The sequence below is a fragment of the Streptomyces chartreusis genome (genome assembly GCF_008704715.1).
Lineage (GTDB): Bacteria > Actinomycetota > Actinomycetes > Streptomycetales > Streptomycetaceae > Streptomyces > Streptomyces chartreusis.
Genome location: NZ_CP023689.1, coordinates 5,903,090 through 5,919,991, shown reverse-complemented (window position 1 = coordinate 5,919,991; position 16,902 = coordinate 5,903,090). Strand labels below are relative to the sequence as shown.

The 16,902-nt window shown below is 70.9% G+C and carries 17 protein-coding genes; 6 read left to right on the top strand and 11 right to left on the bottom strand.

What is annotated here, in order from left to right; all coding sequences use genetic code 11:
- Nucleotides 1–120: 120 nt before the first annotated feature.
- Entirely contained in the window at nt 121–1,575 is a 1,455-nt protein-coding gene (locus tag CP983_RS26030; RefSeq protein ID WP_150502143.1) for an LCP family protein, read from the top strand.
- Nucleotides 1,576–1,645: 70 nt separating this feature from the next.
- On the opposite strand, the gene CP983_RS26025 is transcribed toward CP983_RS26030, so the two are convergent.
- Nucleotides 1,646–2,203, bottom strand: coding sequence for an acyl-CoA thioesterase (locus tag CP983_RS26025; RefSeq protein ID WP_176576861.1), 558 nt, complete (start codon nt 2,201–2,203; stop codon nt 1,646–1,648).
- Between the two features lie 119 nt (nt 2,204–2,322).
- Between CP983_RS26025 and CP983_RS26020 the strand changes: the two genes are divergently transcribed.
- Nucleotides 2,323–3,615 carry an LCP family protein gene (locus CP983_RS26020; RefSeq protein ID WP_107905753.1) on the top strand — a complete coding sequence of 431 codons (1,293 nt, stop codon included), beginning with the start codon at nt 2,323–2,325 and terminating at the stop codon, nt 3,613–3,615.
- A gap of 62 nt (nt 3,616–3,677) precedes the next feature.
- On the opposite strand, the gene CP983_RS26015 is transcribed toward CP983_RS26020, so the two are convergent.
- Both CP983_RS26015 and CP983_RS26010 read right to left on the bottom strand, forming a co-directional pair.
- A complete protein-coding gene (locus CP983_RS26015) occupies nt 3,678–4,037 on the bottom strand; it encodes a four-helix bundle copper-binding protein (RefSeq protein WP_030955587.1) in 360 nt (119 codons plus the stop codon).
- A 219-nt stretch (nt 4,038–4,256) separates the two neighbouring features.
- Entirely contained in the window at nt 4,257–5,414 is a 1,158-nt protein-coding gene (locus tag CP983_RS26010; protein WP_107905754.1) for an acyl-CoA dehydrogenase family protein, read from the bottom strand.
- Between the two features lie 189 nt (nt 5,415–5,603).
- Here CP983_RS26010 and CP983_RS26005 point away from each other — a divergent pair, with 189 nt between their 5' ends.
- On the top strand, nt 5,604–6,947 hold the full coding sequence (locus CP983_RS26005) for a UDP-glucose dehydrogenase family protein (protein ID WP_107905755.1): 1,344 nt from the start codon (nt 5,604–5,606) through the stop codon (nt 6,945–6,947).
- Nucleotides 6,948–7,088: 141 nt separating this feature from the next.
- Here CP983_RS26005 and CP983_RS26000 read toward each other — a convergent pair whose 3' ends face one another.
- A complete protein-coding gene (locus CP983_RS26000) occupies nt 7,089–7,589 on the bottom strand; it encodes a CGNR zinc finger domain-containing protein (protein ID WP_107905756.1) in 501 nt (166 codons plus the stop codon).
- A gap of 122 nt (nt 7,590–7,711) precedes the next feature.
- Between CP983_RS26000 and CP983_RS25995 the strand changes: the two genes are divergently transcribed.
- Nucleotides 7,712–8,071 (top strand): VOC family protein, encoded by a 360-nt coding sequence (locus CP983_RS25995; RefSeq protein ID WP_107905757.1) that lies wholly within the window; start codon nt 7,712–7,714, stop codon nt 8,069–8,071.
- Between the two features lie 30 nt (nt 8,072–8,101).
- Here CP983_RS25995 and CP983_RS25990 read toward each other — a convergent pair whose 3' ends face one another.
- Both CP983_RS25990 and CP983_RS25985 read right to left on the bottom strand, forming a co-directional pair.
- Entirely contained in the window at nt 8,102–9,217 is a 1,116-nt protein-coding gene (locus tag CP983_RS25990; protein ID WP_150502141.1) for a dipeptidase, read from the bottom strand.
- A gap of 98 nt (nt 9,218–9,315) precedes the next feature.
- A complete protein-coding gene (locus tag CP983_RS25985) occupies nt 9,316–9,675 on the bottom strand; it encodes a MerR family transcriptional regulator (protein ID WP_150502139.1) in 360 nt (119 codons plus the stop codon).
- A 65-nt stretch (nt 9,676–9,740) separates the two neighbouring features.
- On the opposite strand from CP983_RS25985, the gene CP983_RS25980 reads away from it, so the two are divergent.
- Nucleotides 9,741–10,895, top strand: coding sequence for an alkene reductase (locus CP983_RS25980; RefSeq protein WP_150502137.1), 1,155 nt, complete (start codon nt 9,741–9,743; stop codon nt 10,893–10,895).
- Here CP983_RS25980 and CP983_RS25975 read toward each other — a convergent pair.
- From CP983_RS25975 to CP983_RS25965, 3 genes are read right to left on the bottom strand one after another with little or no spacing between them, the layout of a single operon-like run.
- Nucleotides 10,844–12,028, bottom strand: coding sequence for a dipeptidase (locus CP983_RS25975; protein WP_107905761.1), 1,185 nt, complete (start codon nt 12,026–12,028; stop codon nt 10,844–10,846). The genes CP983_RS25980 and CP983_RS25975 overlap by 52 nt on opposite strands.
- A 5-nt stretch (nt 12,029–12,033) precedes the next feature.
- Nucleotides 12,034–12,561, bottom strand: a complete 528-nt coding sequence (gene purE / locus CP983_RS25970) for a 5-(carboxyamino)imidazole ribonucleotide mutase (RefSeq protein WP_107905762.1) — start codon at nt 12,559–12,561, stop codon at nt 12,034–12,036.
- Complete coding sequence (locus tag CP983_RS25965) at nt 12,558–13,697, bottom strand: 5-(carboxyamino)imidazole ribonucleotide synthase (protein WP_150502135.1); 1,140 nt, start codon at nt 13,695–13,697, stop codon at nt 12,558–12,560. The genes purE and CP983_RS25965 overlap by 4 nt, the downstream gene beginning before the upstream one ends.
- 153 nt (nt 13,698–13,850) lie before the next feature.
- Here CP983_RS25965 and CP983_RS25960 point away from each other — a divergent pair, with 153 nt between their 5' ends.
- Nucleotides 13,851–14,411 carry a GtrA family protein gene (locus CP983_RS25960; protein WP_125526048.1) on the top strand — a complete coding sequence of 187 codons (561 nt, stop codon included), beginning with the start codon at nt 13,851–13,853 and terminating at the stop codon, nt 14,409–14,411.
- A gap of 8 nt (nt 14,412–14,419) precedes the next feature.
- Here CP983_RS25960 and CP983_RS25955 read toward each other — a convergent pair whose 3' ends face one another.
- Entirely contained in the window at nt 14,420–15,691 is a 1,272-nt protein-coding gene (locus CP983_RS25955) for an ATP-binding protein (protein WP_107905765.1), read from the bottom strand.
- Between the two features lie 76 nt (nt 15,692–15,767).
- Nucleotides 15,768–16,445, bottom strand: a complete 678-nt coding sequence (locus CP983_RS25950; protein ID WP_107905766.1) for a response regulator transcription factor — start codon at nt 16,443–16,445, stop codon at nt 15,768–15,770.
- Nucleotides 16,446–16,902: the final 457 nt, after the last annotated feature.

Here is a 16,902-nt window from a genome sequence, read left to right as displayed (position 1 = left end):
CGGGGGACACCGGTGCGCCCCGCCGGGGCCGGTGCTCCGGGCAGCAGATCGTATGGCCCTACGGTGCTCACGGATCCCACGTTCGGCCCCCAGGGCAAGCCCCAGCGGAGGTACCGCCCCATGCCCACGCCGCCCCGCCGCTCCCCCGCCCCCGCGCAGCGACGCCCGCAGCCGTCCCGCGGCGGCGAGCGGCCGGTCGCTCCAGCGCGGCGCAGGCGGCCACGCTGGGCCATGCGGGCGGTGACGACGCTGTCCGTCGTGGTGCTCGCCTCCGCCGGCATCGGGCACGCGGTGGTGACCAGCCTGGACGCGAAGATCGAGCGGGTCGACCCCTTCAAGGACATGAAGAACCGGCCGCCGACCGGGCACGGGATGAACGTCCTGCTCGTCGGCACCGACGGCCGCGACCGCATCAGCGACGAGGAACGGCGCAAGTACAAGCTGGGCGGCGCCCCCTGCCACTGCACCGACACGATCATGATCGTGCACATCTCGGCGGACCGGGAGCGGGCGAGCGTGGTGAGCCTGCCGCGCGACTCCTACGCCGAGGTGCCGGCCGGCGAGGGCCGCAGGGCGCACGCCATCAAGATCAACGCGGCGTACGCGGAGGGCGGTCCGAACCTCACCGTGCGCACCGTCGAGCACATGACGCACGTCAAGATCGACCACTATCTGGAGGTCGACTTCACCAGCTTCATGAAGACGGTGGACGTGCTCGGCGGGGTGCGGATCTGCACCGCCGAGCCGCTGAAGGACTCCTACACCGGGCTCGACCTGTCGGCCGGCTCCCATCGGCTGATGGGCGGCGAGGCGTTGCAGTTCGTGCGCGCCCGGCACATCGACAGCGACTCCGACCTGGGGCGGGTGCAGCGTCAGCAGCGGTTCATGGCGGCGCTGGTCGAGCGGGCGACGTCGTCGGGGATCCTGCTGAACCCGATGCGGTTCCGGGACGTGACGCGGGCGGTGCTGGGGTCGGTGCGGGCCGACAAGGAGTTCGGCACGGGCGAGCTGCTCGACCTCGGCCGGGCGATGCGGAACTTCTCGCCCTCGTCGTCGGAGTTCACGACCGTGCCGATCGGGCAGCTCGGGTACACGGTCAAGGGCCTCGGTTCCACGGTGAAGTGGGACAACGAGCGGGCCGAGCGCCTGTTCCGGGCCCTGCGGGAGGACAAGCCGCTGGCCGAGCAGCGCACGCGGCACCGGGCCGTCCCGGTGGAGGTCGCCCCGCAGCAGATCCACGTCCAGGTGGAGAACGGCACCGCGCGGGAGGGCCTCGGCAAGCGTGCCGACTCGGCGCTGGCGGGGATCGGGTTCCGTACGACGGGACGTCCGGTGCCCTCGGCGGAGCACTCGCTGAAGCGGACGGTCGTCGCCCACGACCCCGGCTGGGACCGCTCGGCGAAGTCCCTGGCGGCCGCCCTGCCCGGCAGCGAGCTGCGGGCGGTGAAGGGGCTCGGGCCGACGCTGAAGGTGATCGTGGGCAAGGACTTCAAGCAGGTCCGCAAGGTACGGGCCGAGGACCCGCTGAAGAGCCACTCCGCGGTGGTCCGGGGCGACGAGACAGGGTGCTCGTAACCCCGGAACAGGGTCGAGAACCGGCCATGCCGTCGGCGCCCCCGTCTCCGGGGGTGCCGGTCCGGCCGGCTCAGTCCTGGTAACCCTCCGCCGCCCGCTTCTCGCGCAGCTCCTTGATGGCGCGGCGGCGGGCCAGACGGTGGGTGCGGCGGATCTGGGCCTCCTGGTTGCGGCGGTTGTCGCGCTCGGTCTCCGGCATCACCGGGGGCACCCGGCGCGGCTTGCCGTCGGCGTCGACGGCGGCGAACACCAGGTACGCGGAGCCGACCTGCTGGGGCGGCGTCGACTCGTTCCAGCGCTCGGCGAGCACCCGTACGCCGACCTCCATCGAGGTCCGTCCGGTCCAGTTGACCTGCGCTTTCACATGGACGAGGTCACCGACGCGGACCGGCTCCAGGAACACCATCTCGTCCATGGACGCGGTGACTGCGGGGCCGCCGGAGTGCCGGCCGGCCACGGCTCCCGCGGCGTCGTCGACGAGCTTCATGATCACACCGCCGTGCACCGTCCCCAGAAGGTTGGTGTCGTTGTGGGTCATGATGTGGCTGAGAGTGGTGCGTGATGCGGATGTCGGTTTGCCCGGGATCTCCGGATTGCCCGACTCCACTGCGGTGACCTGGTCTGTCATGCCGTCCACCTTATGCCGCGTCGTCATTCGCGGACTTTGTGTTGGGTTCGCAACAGCCGTGCCTCTATTTTTCGCCGACCCTTGTAAGACACCAGGCCGCGCCCTGCACACTTAGGCGCATGAATGACTGGCCCCAGGCATGGTCCGACGACAACCGCGGCAGCCGTTACGGACGCGGCAGCGCTGGCGCACAGCCCGAGGGCGCGCGCGTGATGCGGCAGGTCCGCCGCGGCCCGGCGGCGCCGCCCGGCCAGGGCTACGGCGGTGTGCCGCAGCAGCCGTCGTACGTGAACGGCCAGGGGCACGGCGGCTACGCCGACGACGGCTATGACGACGGGTACGACAGCGGCTACAACACGGGCCAGGTCTACGGCGGCGGGGGCGGCGGCGGCCGTGACGGCGGGGGGATGCGCGAGCCGCGGCCCGCGCCGAACTGGCGGCGCCGTATCAAGGTGACGACGATCACGCTGGTGACCCTGCTGGTCGTGACGTCCGTCGCCACCTACTTCTGGGCCGACTCCAAGCTCAACCGTGACGTCGACCTGTCCAAGGTCATCGACCGGCCGGAGGCGGGCGAGGGCACCAACTACCTGATCGTCGGCTCCGACAGCCGTGCGGGCATGTCCGCCGAGGAGAAGAAGAAGCTGCACACCGGCTCCGCCGAGGGCAAGCGCACGGACTCGATGATGATCCTGCACGTCGGCGGCAACGGCGACACCCTGGTCTCCCTGCCGCGCGACTCGAACGTCACGATCCCGTCGTACAAGGGCTCCGACTCCGGCAAGCTCTACGAGAGCACCGGCCGGCAGACCAAGCTGAACGCCGCGTACGCGGAGGACGGCCCCGAGCTGCTGGTCCGCACCGTCGAGGCCAACACCGGTCTGCACATCGACCACTACGTCGAGATCGGCTTCGGCGGCTTCGCCAACATCGTGGACTCCGTCGGCGGCGTCGAGATAGACATCCCGAAGGGCGGCATCAAGGACTCCAAGTCCGGAGCCGACTTCAAGGAGGGCAAGCAGACCCTGAACGGCGAGGAGTCCCTCGCCTTCGTCCGCACCCGGTACGCACTGCCCGGCTCCGACCTGGACCGTACGAAGAACCAGCAGAAGTTCCTCTCGGCCCTGGCCAACCAGGTCGCCACCCCGGGCACGATCCTGAACCCCTTCAAGCTGTACCCGACCATGGGCGCGGGCCTGGACTCCCTGACCGTCGACAAGGACATGAGCCTGTGGGACCTGGCGTCCATGTTCTGGGCGATGAAGGGCGTCAGCGGCGGTGAGGGCAAGTCGATGAACATGCCGATCTCGGGCAACTCCGGCAACGGCAACCTGCAGTGGGACACCGCGAAGGTGAAGAAGCTGGTGGAGCAGCTGAAGAACGACGAGACGGTGACCGTCTCGGACAAGTGAGGCGCGAGCGCACCGATCGAGGGCACCCGAACCGGGTGCCCTCGACTGCTGTCATGCGGCGGTCACATCGTGGCGCCGGCCATCGCGTGACAGGTCGCGGCGCAGCGGCGACACGCCTCCGCGCAGCGCATCATCTGCGGATCGTCCGGCATGGACATACACGCCTCGGCGCACATCTCACAGGCCTTGGCGCACATCGCGCACATCTCGGCCGACATGGGCGAGCGGCGCATCATCATGTCCGCGCACATACGGGTCGTCTCGGCGCAGTCCATGAGCGCCCGCATGATCTGCATCTGGGCCTGGCCGCCCATCTGCATACAGGAGCTCATGGTCTCCTCGCAGATGCTGTGGCAGGTCATGCACGCGTCGACGCAGTCCTGCATCTCCTTGCTCATCGGCATGGTTCCGGGCTGGGTCATGGCTCCTCCTGGGGGGACGCGGGAGCCCGGGGCGGGCCCCGTGCCCTTCCGTCCTACGCCCGCGCACGGCGGGGCGCCATCGGGCGGACGCGAACAATTCACACCAGAAGTCGCACAGGGCACACACCTCCGCATTCCGTCGCAGGCGGTGCCAGGGGCCCGAACGGGTGAAGGGTGCCCGGGGGACCCGGACACCCTTCACCTTCAAATCCCGCGGGGCTACGGCAGGTTGCGCGCCATGACGATGCGCTGGACCTGGTTGGTGCCCTCGTAGATCTGCGTGATCTTGGCGTCGCGCATCATGCGCTCGACGGGGTAGTCACGGGTGTAGCCGTAGCCACCGAGGAGCTGGACGGCGTCCGTGGTGACCTCCATCGCCACGTCCGAGGCGAAGCACTTGGCGGCGGCGCCCAGGTAGGTCAGGTCGGCGTCGCCGCGCTCGGAGGCGGCGGCGGCCTGGTAGGTCAGCGCGCGGGCGGCCGAGATCTTCATGGCCATGTCGGCGAGCATGAACTGGATGCCCTGGAAGTCGGCGATCGGCTTGCCGAACTGCTTGCGCTCCTGGACGTAGCCCTTGGCGTAGTCGAGGGCGCCCTGGGCGATGCCGAGGGCCTGGGCGGCGATGGTGATGCGGGTGTGGTCCAGCGTCTTCATCGCGGTGGCGAAGCCGGTGCCCTCCTCGCCGATCATGCGGTCCGCCGGGATGCGGACGTTGTCCAGGTAGACCTCGCGGGTCGGGGAACCCTTGATGCCGAGCTTCTTCTCGGGGGCACCGAAGGAGACGCCCTCGTCGGACTTCTCCACCACGAACGCCGAGATGCCCTTGGAGCGCTTCGCCGGGTCCGTGACCGCCATCACCGTGTAGTACTCGGAGACGCCGGCGTTGGTGATCCAGCGCTTCACGCCGTTCAGTATGTAGTGGTCGCCGTCGCGGACGGCCTTCGTCTTCATGCCGGCCGCGTCGGAGCCGGCGTCGGGCTCGGACAGGCAGTAGGAGAACATGCCCTCGCCCTTGGCGAGCGGGGTCATGTACCGCTTCTTCAGGTCCTCGGAGCCGGAGAGGATCACCGGGAGCGAGCCCAGCTTGTTCACGGCCGGGATCAGGGAGGAGGACGCGCAGACGCGGGACACCTCCTCGATCACGATCACGGTGGCCAGGGCGTCGGCGCCGGCGCCGCCGTACTCCTCGGGCACGTGCACCGCGTGCAGATCACCCGCGACCAGGGCCTGAAGCGCCTCCTGCGGGAAGCGGGCGTCCTCGTCGACCGCGGCAGCGTGCGGTGCGATCTTCGCCTCGGCCAGGGAGCGGATGGCGTCACGGAGCATGTCGTGCTCCTCGGACGGGCGGTACAGGTCGAAGTCAGCCGATCCGGCCAAGGTCTCTCACGCTCCAAGGACGCTGGGTGGCAAGTGTGATGCCGGTGCTAATTACCGTTAAGTAACTCAAATTTTAGGGGTCGTCTCACGGGAGTGATACGTGAGCTTGGCGACAGCTGGGAAGTTGCCCGTCAGACCCTCCGACTATGCTCGGGCCCGCACGCCGCCGTCCCCCTTCTGGAGTCCCCCATGGCCCTCAAGATCACCGTGATCGGTACCGGCTATCTCGGCGCCACCCACGCCGCGGCCATGGCCGAGCTCGGGTTCGAGGTGCTGGGGCTCGATGTGGTGCCCGAGAAGATCGAGATGCTCGGCCGGGGCCAGGTCCCGATGTTCGAGCCCGGTCTCGAGGAACTGCTGCGCAAGCACGTCGCCGGCATCGAGGGCTCCACGGGCCGGCTGCGCTTCACCATGGACTGGGCGGAGGTCGCCGAGTTCGGCGACGTGCACTTCGTCTGCGTGAACACTCCGCAGAAGCACGGCGAGTACGCCTGCGACATGAGCTACGTCGACTCCGCCGTCGAGTCCCTCGCCAAGCACCTGCGCGGCCCGAACCTGGTCGTCGGCAAGTCGACCGTGCCGGTGGGCAGCGCCGACCGGCTCGCCGCCCGCATCCTGGAGCTCGCGCCGGGCGGCGGCGAGGTGGAGCTGGCGTGGAACCCGGAGTTCCTGCGCGAGGGCTTCGCCGTGGACGACACCCTGCACCCGGACCGGATCGTGGTCGGCGTGCGCAGCGAGCGTGCCGAGGAGCTGCTGCGCGAGGTGTACGCGACGCCGATCGCCGACGGCTCCCCCTTCGTCGTCACCGACTTCCCCACCGCCGAGCTGGTGAAGACCTCCGCGAACTCCTTCCTGGCCACCAAGATCTCCTTCATCAACGCGATGGCGGAGGTCTGCGAGGCCGCCGGCGGCGACGTCGCCAGGCTCGCGGAGGCCATCGGGCACGACGACCGGATCGGCAAGAAGTTCCTGCGCGCCGGCATCGGCTTCGGCGGCGGGTGCCTGCCCAAGGACATCCGCGCCTTCATGGCCCGCGCCGGTGAGCTGGGCGCCGACCAGGCGCTGACGTTCCTGCGCGAGATCGACTCGATCAACATGCGCCAGCGCGGTCAGATGGTGGAGCTCGCCCGGCAGGCGCTGGGCGGCGGGTCGTTCCTCGGCAAGCGGGTCGCGGTGCTCGGCGCCACCTTCAAGCCCGACTCGGACGACGTACGGGACTCGCCCGCGCTGAACGTCGCCGGGCAGATCCACCTCCAGGGCGGCCAGGTCACGGTCTACGACCCCAAGGGCATGGGCAACGCCCGCCGTCTCTTCCCGACCCTGGGCTACGCCGACAGCGCGATCGAGGCGGTGCGGGGCGCCGATGTCGTACTGCACCTGACGGAGTGGCGGGAGTTCCGGGAGCTGGACCCGAAGTCGCTCGGCGAGGTCGCGGCGGCCCGGGTCATCCTGGACGGCCGCAACGCCCTCGACCCCGAGCTGTGGCGCAAGGCCGGCTGGAGCTACCGGGCGATGGGACGCCCGACCGCCTAGCCGACGGCGCCGGTGCGGCGTCCCCGGAGACGGGCGACGCCGTTTCGGCCGAGGCTCAGTCGGCCGAAACGGCGTCCTTCGCATTCTGCCGCACCCGGGCGTATCACGCCGAATGAATCTTCAACGACCTTTCGAAATGGCTCACTTCGCTCGGTAGCGCCGCATCTTCGCGCGCGCTCCGCACACCTGCATCGAGCACCAGCGGCCGCGCCCCGCCGGGCTGCGGTCGTAGTACGCCCAGTGACAGTCGCCCGCCTCGCAGGCCTTGAGCCTGCTCCAGGTGCCCTCGACCAGGGCCTGGGCGATGGCGGCGGCCACCCGGGAGCGCAGCGGCCCCTGGTCGGCGGCGGCGAGGACGGCCGAGCCGTCGGCGGCGTCGACCGCGACCAGCAGCGGGCTCGCCGCCAGCAGCACGCCGAGCGGAGTCACCTCGCGGTGCGCCGGATGGCCCGCGTGGGCGAGCAGGGCCACCCGCAGGGACTCCCGCAGCTCCCGCGCCCCGGCCACGTCCCCCTCGCCCAGCCCGAAGCGCGCCCGGCCCTCCGCCGTGTCCAGCGAGTCCGCGCCCGAATCCAGGGCCAGCGTGTTGACCAGCGACTGGACCAGCTCCAGGCCCCCGGGCGCGGGCGATCTCTCACTCATGGCTGCACGCTATCCCTCAGTTCTCCGATCCCCTTGCGACGTTACCTCCAATACGGGAGTATCAGGTAACCGCGTTACCCATTGGCGCGCTATAGCGGTAACCGCATCTCAAGGAGGAAGTCATGGCCATCGCCGAACTGGGCGCCGTCGTCCTGGACTGTCCCGACCCCCGCGCACTCGCCGGTTTCTACGCGGGCGTGCTCGGCGGAAGCGTCGAGGGCGAGGGGGACTGGGTGGACCTGACGGTGCCGGGCGGGCGGGCGCTGGCGTTCCAGGCCGCCCCCGGATTCGTACCGCCGAAGTGGCCCGCGCCCGATCACTCGCAGCAGTTCCACCTGGACCTGAGCGTCGAGGACCTGGACGCGGCCGAGGCGCGGATCCTGGCCCTCGGAGCCAAGCCCCTCGACACCGACGACCGCTCACGCGGCTTCCGGGTCTACGCGGATCCGGCGGGCCACCCGTTCTGCCTCTGCCGGGCCTGACGTCCGCGACCGGGCCGCGCCGGCCGCCGGTCAGCCGTCCAGCTCGGCGATCTTCATCGTCGAGGGTGCCCGGCGGCGCTGTGCCTCCCGGGCCGTGAAGTCGGCCTCGCGCAGCACGCGTTGGACGTTGCCCCAGGTCAGCAGGGCGATGTCGGTCTCGGACCAGCCGCGGCGCAGCAGTTCGGCGACGAGGTGCGGGTAGCAGGAGGCGTCGCTGAGGTCCTGCGGATGGGCGGCGCCGGCGTCGTAGGTGCCGGACAGGCCGACGCAGCCGGGGCCGGCGATCTCGCGGACGTGGTCCAGGTGGTCGGCGACGTCCCGGACGGACGGGCCGGTCTGCTCGGCGGTGAGCGGCACCATGCACAGGCCCCGCACCGCGCTCAGCTCGGCCAGCAGGTCGTCGGGGAGGTTGGCCGGGTGCGGGCGCAGGGCGCGGGCGGCCGAACGGGCGCACAGGACCGGCGCCTTGGACACCGCACACGCCCGGCGCACGGTGTCCGCGGAGGCGCCGGAGAGGTCGGCCAGCACACCGAGGCGGTTCATCTCGCGCAGCACCTCCTCGCCGAACCGGGTCAGCCCCGACTCGCTCGCCCAGGAGACGCCGGACAGGGTCAGGGCGCGCAGCCCGAGGCCGTGCAGGGAGCGCAGGATGCCGAGCGAGTCGCCGAGCGCGGCGGCCCCCGCCGGTCCCGGCAGCACGGCGACCCGGCCGCTGTGCAGGGCGTCGGTGATCGGGCCGGGGGTGTCGGCGAGGCGCAGACCTTCGGCGTGGGCCCGTACGACGGTCTTCACCAGGTCCAGCTGTTCCAGCGTGGCGCCGACGGCCCGGTCCCCGTCCAGCGCCTCGGGCAGGTGCAGCGCCCAGAACAGCGCGCCCACATGGCCCTCACGCATCCGCGGCACATCGGTGTCGACGGCGCTCTCGCCGAGCTCCAGGTCGAACCAGGGAAGCCGGCGCAGCGCCCACGGCAGTCCGCTGTAGCCGTCGGCGACGGGATGCGCGGCCAGCAGGCGGTGGGCACGGGCCAGGAGGTCGGCGCCGGAGTCCGCCTCCGGACCGTCGACGGCCTCGGGCAGCCGCTCCGGCAGATCACCTATCTCGCCGACCTCGGGGCCGGCATCCGCTTCGTACTTGAGGTCTGCCATGGCGGTCTCCGTACGTGATCGACGTACTGATCAGCAGTACGGTCACGGTCGCACGGACCCGCGGGCCCTTCGAGGTGGACGGGGCGTTCGGGGGTACGTCAGCCCTCCCGCGCCGCCTCGATGACGTCATCCAGCGTGTCGCGGGAACGGACCAGGTCGGCGATCATGCGGTCGATACGGGCGCGCTCGGCGGTGAGGTCCTCGACGAGCCGGGGCGTGGCGACGGCGGAGGGGCCGCCGTCGGCGTCCCGCATGCACGGCAGCAGCTCGGCGATCCGGCTGCTGTGCAGCCCGGCGGCGAACAGCTCCTGGATCCGGACGACCCGGTCGACGGCCGCCTCGGGATAGTCGCGGTGCCCGCCCGGCGTGCGCTCGGCGCGCAGCAGCCCCTGGGCCTCGTAGTAGCGCAGCGACCGCTCGCTCACACCGGTGCGCCGGGCCAGTTCACCGATCCGCATTCCGCGACCCTCTCGGTCCGTCCGGGCTTGAATCTGACACTGATGTCAGATTTTACGGTACGGGCATGACGCACACGGAGTCCCAGAAGCCAACCGTCGGCCCGCTTCTCGCCCCGGCCCGCCTGGGCCGGCTGCACCTGTCCAACCACCTCGTCATGGCTCCGCTGACCAGGAACCGTGCGGAGGCTGACGGCACGCCCACTCCCCTGATGGCCACCTATTACGCCCAGCGCGCCTCGGCGGGCCTGATCGTCGCCGAGGCCGCCACACCGAACGCGACCGGGCAGACGTACCCGAACATCACGGCGATCCACTCGCCCTCGCACGTGGCCGGCTGGCGGCTGGTCACCGAGGCGGTACGGGCGGCCGGCGGCGGCCCGATGTTCCTCCAGCTCCAGCACGGCGGCCGGGTCGGCCACCCCGCGACCAGCGGACTGACCCCCGTCTCGCCCTCTCCCCTGCCGCTCCCGGAGACCATCTTCACGCCGGACGGGCACCGCCCAGCCGTCGTCCCCCGGGAGATGACCGGCGACGACATCCGCACCACCGTCGCCGACTTCGCGAACGCCGCGCGCAATGCCGTGGCCGCCGGTTTCGCGGGCGTCGAGGTGCACTCCGCCAACGGCCATCTCCTGCACCAGTTCCTGTCCGGCAACACCAACCGCCGCACCGACGGCCACGGCGGCTCGCCGGCCGGGCGGATCCGGTTCGTGCGGGAGGTGGTGGAGGCGGTGGCCGCCGCGATCGGGCCCGAGCGCACCGGCGTACGGATCTCTCCGCGCAACACCGTCAACGGCATCGAGGAGACCGACACCGACACGCTCTACCCGGCGCTCGTGGCGGCGCTGGGCGGGCTGGGGCTCGCGTATCTGCATCTGGTGCACGCCGACCCGGCGGACCCGCTGTTCGGGCGGATCCGGGCCGCCTGGCCGGGCACCCTGATCGCCAACCCGGTGCTCCCGGAGCTGTCCGCGGCGAGGATCGGCGTCGAGTCGGCCCGGCTGCTGGCCGCCGGGGCCGATCTGATCGCCCTCGGCCGCCCGTTCCTCGCCAACCCGGACCTGGTGCGGCGCCTCGCGCTGGGGGCACCGCTGAACCCGGTGCGGGACCGGTACCTGATGTACACGGGCGGGGCGACCGGCTACACCGACTACCCCGCCCTCGACGATCAGCCGTCCAGTGCCTCGATGGTCGCGTTGGACGGACCCCGCGTCGTCTGAAGGCCGCGGGCCACGTCCTCCGCCGCGCCCAGCACCCGGACCGCGTTCTGCCAGGTCAGCTTCGCCAGGTCGGGCCTGGACCAGCCGCGGTCCAGCAGCTCGGCGATCAGGTTGGGGTAGCCGGAGACGTCGTTCAGACCGTCCGGGGTGAAGGCGGTGCCGTCGTAGTCGCCGCCGATGCCGAGGTGGTCGACGCCGACGACCTCGCGCATGTGGTCCAGATGGTCGGCGACCGTGGACACCGTGGCGACCGGGCGCGGGTTGGTCTCCTCGAAGGCGCGGTGCACCTTCATCGCCTCGGCGGTCGTGTCGAGGTGGTGGAAGCCGTGGGCGCGCATGTTCTCGTCGGCCGCGACCGTCCAGTCGACCGCCGCTTGGAGCACGAACTTCGGCACGAACGTCACCATCGCGACGCCGCCGTTGCCGGGCAGGCGTTCCAGCACGTCGTCCGGGATGTTGCGCGGGTGGTCGCACACCGCGCGGGAGGAGGAGTGCGAGAAGATCACCGGGGCGGCGGAGGCGTCGAGGGCGTCCCGCATGGTCGTGGCCGCCACGTGCGAGAGGTCGACCAGCATGCCCTCGCGGTTCATCTCCCGCACGACCTCACGGCCGAACGCCGACAGACCGCCCACGCCGGGCTCGTCCGTCGCCGAGTCCGCCCACGCGATGTTGTCGTTGTGCGTGAGCGTCATGTAGCGGACGCCGAGCGCGTACAGCGCGCGCAGCGTGGCGAGGGAGTCGGCGATCGAGTGGCCGCCTTCGGCACCCATCAGGGAGGCGATACGGCCCTCCGCGCGGGCCGCCTCCATGTCCGCCGCCGTCAGCGCCGGGCGCAGGTCGCCCGGATACCGCGCCAGCAACTGCCGTACGCAGTCGATCTGTTCCAGGGTGGCGCTGACCGCCTTGTCACCGGCGTAGTCCGAGCGGACGTACACCGACCAGAACTGCGCGCCGACGCCGCCCGCGCGCAGGCGGGGGATGTCGGTGTGCAGATGGCCGCCCTGGTCGCCGGCGATGTCGCGGGCGTCGAGGTCGTAGCGGACCTGTTCGCGCAGTGCCCAGGGGAGGTCGTTGTGGCCGTCGACGACGGGGAACTCGCGCAGCAGTTCCCGGGCTGCCTCCAGGGAGGTCATCGGCGTCACTTCCCCGCGCCGAAGCCGAACCCGCCCGCTCCCTCGACCTTGGCGCGCAGGCGCTTGCCCTTCTCGGTGGCCTGGTCGTTCAGGTCCTGCTGGAACTCGCGCATCCGCTGGAGCAGGTCCTCGTCGTGGGTGGCGAGGATGCGGGCGGCGAGCAGCCCGGCGTTGCGGGCGCCGGCGACCGAGACGGTGGCCACGGGCACGCCGGCCGGCATCTGCACGATGGAGAGCAGGGAGTCCATGCCGTCGAGGTACTTCAGCGGCACGGGCACACCGATCACCGGGAGCGGGGTCACCGAGGCGAGCATGCCGGGCAGGTGGGCGGCGCCGCCGGCACCGGCGATGATCACCTTCAGCCCGCGCTCGGCCGCCTGTTCGCCGTAGGTGACCATCTCGCGCGGCATGCGGTGCGCGGAGACGACGTCGACCTCGTAGTCGATCTCGAACTCGTCGAGGGCCTGGGCGGCGGCCTCCATGACGGGCCAGTCGCTGTCCGAACCCATGACGATGCCTACAACGGGGCTCATTCGGTGATCGTGCCTCTCAGGTAACCGGCTGCGTGACGTGCGCGCTCCAGGACGTCGTCCAGGTCGTCGCCGTAGGTGTTGACGTGGCCCACCTTGCGGCCCGGCTTCACGTCCTTGCCGTACATGTGGATCTTCAGCTGCGGGTCGCGGGCCATGCAGTGCAGGTACGCGGAGTACATGTCGGGGTAGTCGCCGCCGAGGACGTTGACCATCACCGTCCACCCGGCACGCGGGCGCGGGTCGCCCAGGGGCAGGTCGAGGACGGCCCGGACGTGGTTGGCGAACTGCGAGGTGATGGCGCCGTCCTGGCTCCAGTGGCCCGAGTTGTGCGGTCGCATCGCGAGTTCGTTGACGAGGATGCGGCCGTCGCGGGTCTGGAACAGCTCGACCGCGAGGTGGCCGACGACGCCGAGCTCCTTGGCGATGGTCAGGGCCATCTCCTCGGCCTTCAGCGCGAGGGCCTCGTCGAGGTCGGGTGCCGGGGCGATGACGGTGTCGCAGACACCGTTCACCTGCTGGGACTCGACCACGGGGTACGCGACCGCCTGGCCGTGCGGCGAGCGCACGACGTTGGCGGCGAGCTCGCGGACGTAGTCCACCTTCTCCTCGGCGAGGACGGGGACGCCGGCGCGGAAGGGATCCTCCGCCCCGGTCACGTCGTCCACGACCCAGACGCCCTTGCCGTCGTAGCCGCCGCGGACCGTCTTGAGGACGACCGGGAAGCCGTCGCCCTCGGCCGCGAACGCGGCGACGTCCTGCGGGTCGCTCACGATGCGGTGCCGCGGGCACGGCACACCGATCGCATCGAGCCGCGCGCGCATCACTCCCTTGTCCTGGGCGTGCACGAGCGCGTCGGGGCCGGGGCGGACGGGGATGCCGTCCGCCTCCAGCGCCCGTAGGTGCTCGGTGGGTACATGTTCGTGATCGAAGGTGATCACATCGCACCCGCGGGCGAACTCGCGCAGCGTGTCGAGGTCGCGATAGTCGCCGATGACGACATCGCTGACCACCTGCGCCGCGGAATCCTGCGGGGTGTCACTGAGAAGCTTGAACCTGATGCCGAGCGGGATGCCTGCCTCGTGTGTCATACGCGCGAGCTGGCCCCCGCCGACCATGCCGACTACCGGGAACGTCACGCCCCTAGGGTATCGGCCGCGCCGGGGCGACCCTCTTACCGGACTTTTCCGGGTCTCTTCCCCGACGTATGAGCTCACCCACAGGCAATCGCGAAGGGGGGTGGTTAGCATGGCTGAGTTGACGAAACCGACCGACAGGGAGCCTTCACAACCATGGGACGTGGTTCCTCGGGGCTTCATGTGTCGCCTCCGGTGTCCGGAAAATCCGTACGGCAGCGCTTCGACCGGCTGGTACGTGAGGTCGCGAAGTTCGGCGCGGTGGGCGGCGCGGGGCTGCTCGTCAACCTTCTGGTGTTCAACCTGGTGCGGCATGTCACCGACCTCCAGGTCGTGCGCGCGAGCGTCATCGCCACGGTCGTCGCGATCATCTTCAACTACGTCGGCTTCCGGTACTTCACCTACCGGGATCGCGACAAGAGCCGCCGCACCAAGGAACTGAGCCTGTTCCTGCTGTTCAGCGTGGTCGGCCTGGTGATCGAGAACGGTGTCCTGTACGCGGCGACCTACGGCTTCGGCTGGGACAGCCCGCTGCAGAGCAACGTCTTCAAGTTCCTCGGCATCGGCATCGCGACGCTGTTCCGCTTCTGGTCGTACCGCACGTGGGTGTTCCGTGCGCTGCCGGCACCGGAGCCCGCACCATCCGCCGAATCGTTCCTGGAGCCCCCTCGCGGGCCCGCGGCGCAGGAGCGCCGGGTCGGCCAGCGCGTCGGCTGAACGGGCCGTCACCGGACCGTCGGCCCCGACTCCTGCGGCTTCTTCGGCGGCTGGGTACGCGACAGGAACAGCGCTATGACCGGCGGCTTCGCCTGGAGCATCTCGAGGCGGCCGCCGTCGGCCTCGGCCAGGTCACGGGCCACGGCGAGGCCGATGCCCGTGGAGTTGCGGCCGCTGATGGCGCGCTCGAAGATGCGGGCGCCCAGGTCCGCGGGGACACCGGGACCCTCGTCCGTGACCTCGATCACCGCCTGATTGCCGGTCACGCGGGTGCGCAGCGCGACCGTGCCGCCGCCGTGCATGAGGGAGTTCTCGATCAGCGCGGCGAGCACCTGCGCCACGGCGCCCGGCGTGCCGACCGCCTTGAGGTGCCGCTTGCCCGAGCTGACGATGGCCCGGCCCGCGCTGCGGTAGGCGGGGCGCCACTCGGCCAGCTGCTGCTGGATGACCTCGTCGAGGTCGAAGGTGACGGCGGAGCCGGTGCGCGGGTCCCGGGAGTTGGTCAGCAGGCGCTGGACGACGTCCGTGAGGCGCTCCACCTGCGTCAGGGCGATGGTCGCCTCGTCCTTCACCGTGTCGGGATCGTCGGTGAGGGTGATCTCCTCCAGCCGCATGGACAGCGCGGTGAGCGGGGTGCGCAGCTGGTGCGAGGCGTCGGCGGCCAGGCGCCGCTCCGCCGTCAGCATCCGGGCGATGCGCTCGGCTGAGGAGTCGAGGACGTCCGCCACCCGGTCCAGCTCGGGCACGCCGTAGCGCTTGTGCCGGGGCCGGGGGTCGCCGGAGCCCAGTCGTTCCGCGGTCTCCGCGAGGTCGGTCAGCGGCGAGGCCAGCCGGTTGGCCTGGCGGACGGCGAGCAGCACGGCCGCGATCACCGCGAGCAGGGCGACGGCCGCGATGATCAGCAGCGTACGGCCGACCTCCCGCGTCACCGAGGAGCGCGGCTCCTGCACGGTGACCGTCTCGCCCTCCTCGCCGGTCTCCGTGGCGCTGATGACGTCGCCGGTGGGCTTGGTGCCGACCTGGATGACCGGCTTCTGCGGGATCCGGATCTCGGCGTAGCGGTCCCCCTGGACCTGCTCCCGCAGCACCTTGGCGTCCACGGTCTCGTCCCCGAGCAGCCGGCTGTCCACGATGCTGGCGAGGCGTACCGCCTCGGTGTCCACCCGCTCCTGTGCGGTGCTGGTGATCGTCCGTGTCTCGACGATCACCAGCGACACGCCGAAGACGGCGATCACGACGAGAACGACGGCGAGGGTGGACTGGATCAGTCGACGGCGCATGTCCTGCTACTTACCTGTGGGGCCTGGATACCGCTGCGGCGTGCTCGCCGGTACGGCGCCGGCCTCGGGACCGGACTCAGCTCTTCTCGAAACGGAAGCCCACGCCTCGCACCGTCGCGATGTAGCGGGGGTTGGCCGCGTCGTCGCCCAGCTTCTTGCGGAGCCAGGAGATGTGCATGTCGAGGGTCTTGGTCGAGGACCACCAGGTGGTGTCCCAGACCTCGCGCATCAGCTGGTCCCGGGTCACCACCCGGCCGGCGTCGCGCACCAGCACGCGCAGGAGGTCGAACTCCTTCGCCGTGAGCTGGAGCTCCTCGTCGCCCATCCACGCCCGGTGCGACTCGACGTCGATCCGTACGCCGTGGGTGGCCGGCGGCTGCTGCGGCTCGGCCGCCCCGCGCCGGAGCAGGGCCCGGACCCGGGCGAGCAGCTCGGCCAGCCGGAACGGCTTGGTGACGTAGTCGTCGGCGCCCGCGTCCAGGCCCACGACGGTGTCCACCTCGTCGGCGCGCGCGGTGAGGATGAGGACCGGCACGGTGTGGCCCTCGGCACGCAGTCGCCGGGCCACCTCCAGACCGTCCATGCCGGGCAGGCCGAGGTCCAGTACGACCAGATCGATACCGCCCTGCATTCCAGCGTCGAGCGCGGTGGGGCCGTCCTCACGCACCTCGACCTCGTACCCTTCCCGGCGCAGTGCGCGGGCCAGCGGCTCCGAAATGGACGCGTCGTCCTCGGCGAGCAGTACTCGGGTCATGAGGTGATGGTAGTCCGCCCATGACAAGAGCTGGAGGGTGATCGACCGCCCCGATTCTCACCGGCCCCGGGCGTGTCTCTTACCTTCGGCCGCTGTGGTACAGACCTATGCCCTCGGGATGCGATCCTGGAAAGGACCTTGGAAAGGGTGTCCGCGGTTCCCTCGACACCTGTGATCCCGGTCTCAAGTCCTTCCATTTCAGGCACTGTCCTGACGTATGGTGACTCTACGCCCGTAGCACTGCGGGGACCTTCGGCGCACTTGACGCTGAGGGTCTCTTTTGTGTGCGGGACCGGTGCTCACCGGTCCCCGAAGGAATGACCTGTGGCCGGGCCCCCGATGGCGGGGGCGTGGATCCCGACGGTCGCCGTCATCCCCTCCGTGATCCGGAGCGGACTGTCCCTGGGCGTGGGACGGACGGCCGTGTCCGCCGGTGCCGGCCGCCCCCCACCGGGCG

Excerpts from the sequence above, each read along its gene's own strand:
- CP983_RS26030 (WP_150502143.1), top strand. The coding sequence starts at position 121 with ATGCCCACGCCGCCCCGCCGCTCCCCCGCCCCCGCGCAGCGACGCCCG.
- CP983_RS26025 (WP_176576861.1), bottom strand. The coding sequence starts at position 2,203 with ATGACAGACCAGGTCACCGCAGTGGAGTCGGGCAATCCGGAGATCCCG.
- CP983_RS26020 (WP_107905753.1), top strand. The coding sequence starts at position 2,323 with ATGAATGACTGGCCCCAGGCATGGTCCGACGACAACCGCGGCAGCCGT.
- CP983_RS26015 (WP_030955587.1), bottom strand. The coding sequence starts at position 4,037 with ATGACCCAGCCCGGAACCATGCCGATGAGCAAGGAGATGCAGGACTGC.
- CP983_RS26005 (WP_107905755.1), top strand. The coding sequence starts at position 5,604 with ATGGCCCTCAAGATCACCGTGATCGGTACCGGCTATCTCGGCGCCACC.
- CP983_RS26000 (WP_107905756.1), bottom strand. The coding sequence starts at position 7,589 with ATGAGTGAGAGATCGCCCGCGCCCGGGGGCCTGGAGCTGGTCCAGTCG.
- CP983_RS25995 (WP_107905757.1), top strand. The coding sequence starts at position 7,712 with ATGGCCATCGCCGAACTGGGCGCCGTCGTCCTGGACTGTCCCGACCCC.
- CP983_RS25990 (WP_150502141.1), bottom strand. The coding sequence starts at position 9,217 with ATGGCAGACCTCAAGTACGAAGCGGATGCCGGCCCCGAGGTCGGCGAG.
- CP983_RS25985 (WP_150502139.1), bottom strand. The coding sequence starts at position 9,675 with ATGCGGATCGGTGAACTGGCCCGGCGCACCGGTGTGAGCGAGCGGTCG.
- CP983_RS25980 (WP_150502137.1), top strand. The coding sequence starts at position 9,741 with ATGACGCACACGGAGTCCCAGAAGCCAACCGTCGGCCCGCTTCTCGCC.
- CP983_RS25975 (WP_107905761.1), bottom strand. The coding sequence starts at position 12,028 with ATGACCTCCCTGGAGGCAGCCCGGGAACTGCTGCGCGAGTTCCCCGTC.
- purE (WP_107905762.1), bottom strand. The coding sequence starts at position 12,561 with ATGAGCCCCGTTGTAGGCATCGTCATGGGTTCGGACAGCGACTGGCCC.
- CP983_RS25960 (WP_125526048.1), top strand. The coding sequence starts at position 13,851 with ATGGGACGTGGTTCCTCGGGGCTTCATGTGTCGCCTCCGGTGTCCGGA.
- CP983_RS25955 (WP_107905765.1), bottom strand. The coding sequence starts at position 15,691 with ATGCGCCGTCGACTGATCCAGTCCACCCTCGCCGTCGTTCTCGTCGTG.
- CP983_RS25950 (WP_107905766.1), bottom strand. The coding sequence starts at position 16,445 with ATGACCCGAGTACTGCTCGCCGAGGACGACGCGTCCATTTCGGAGCCG.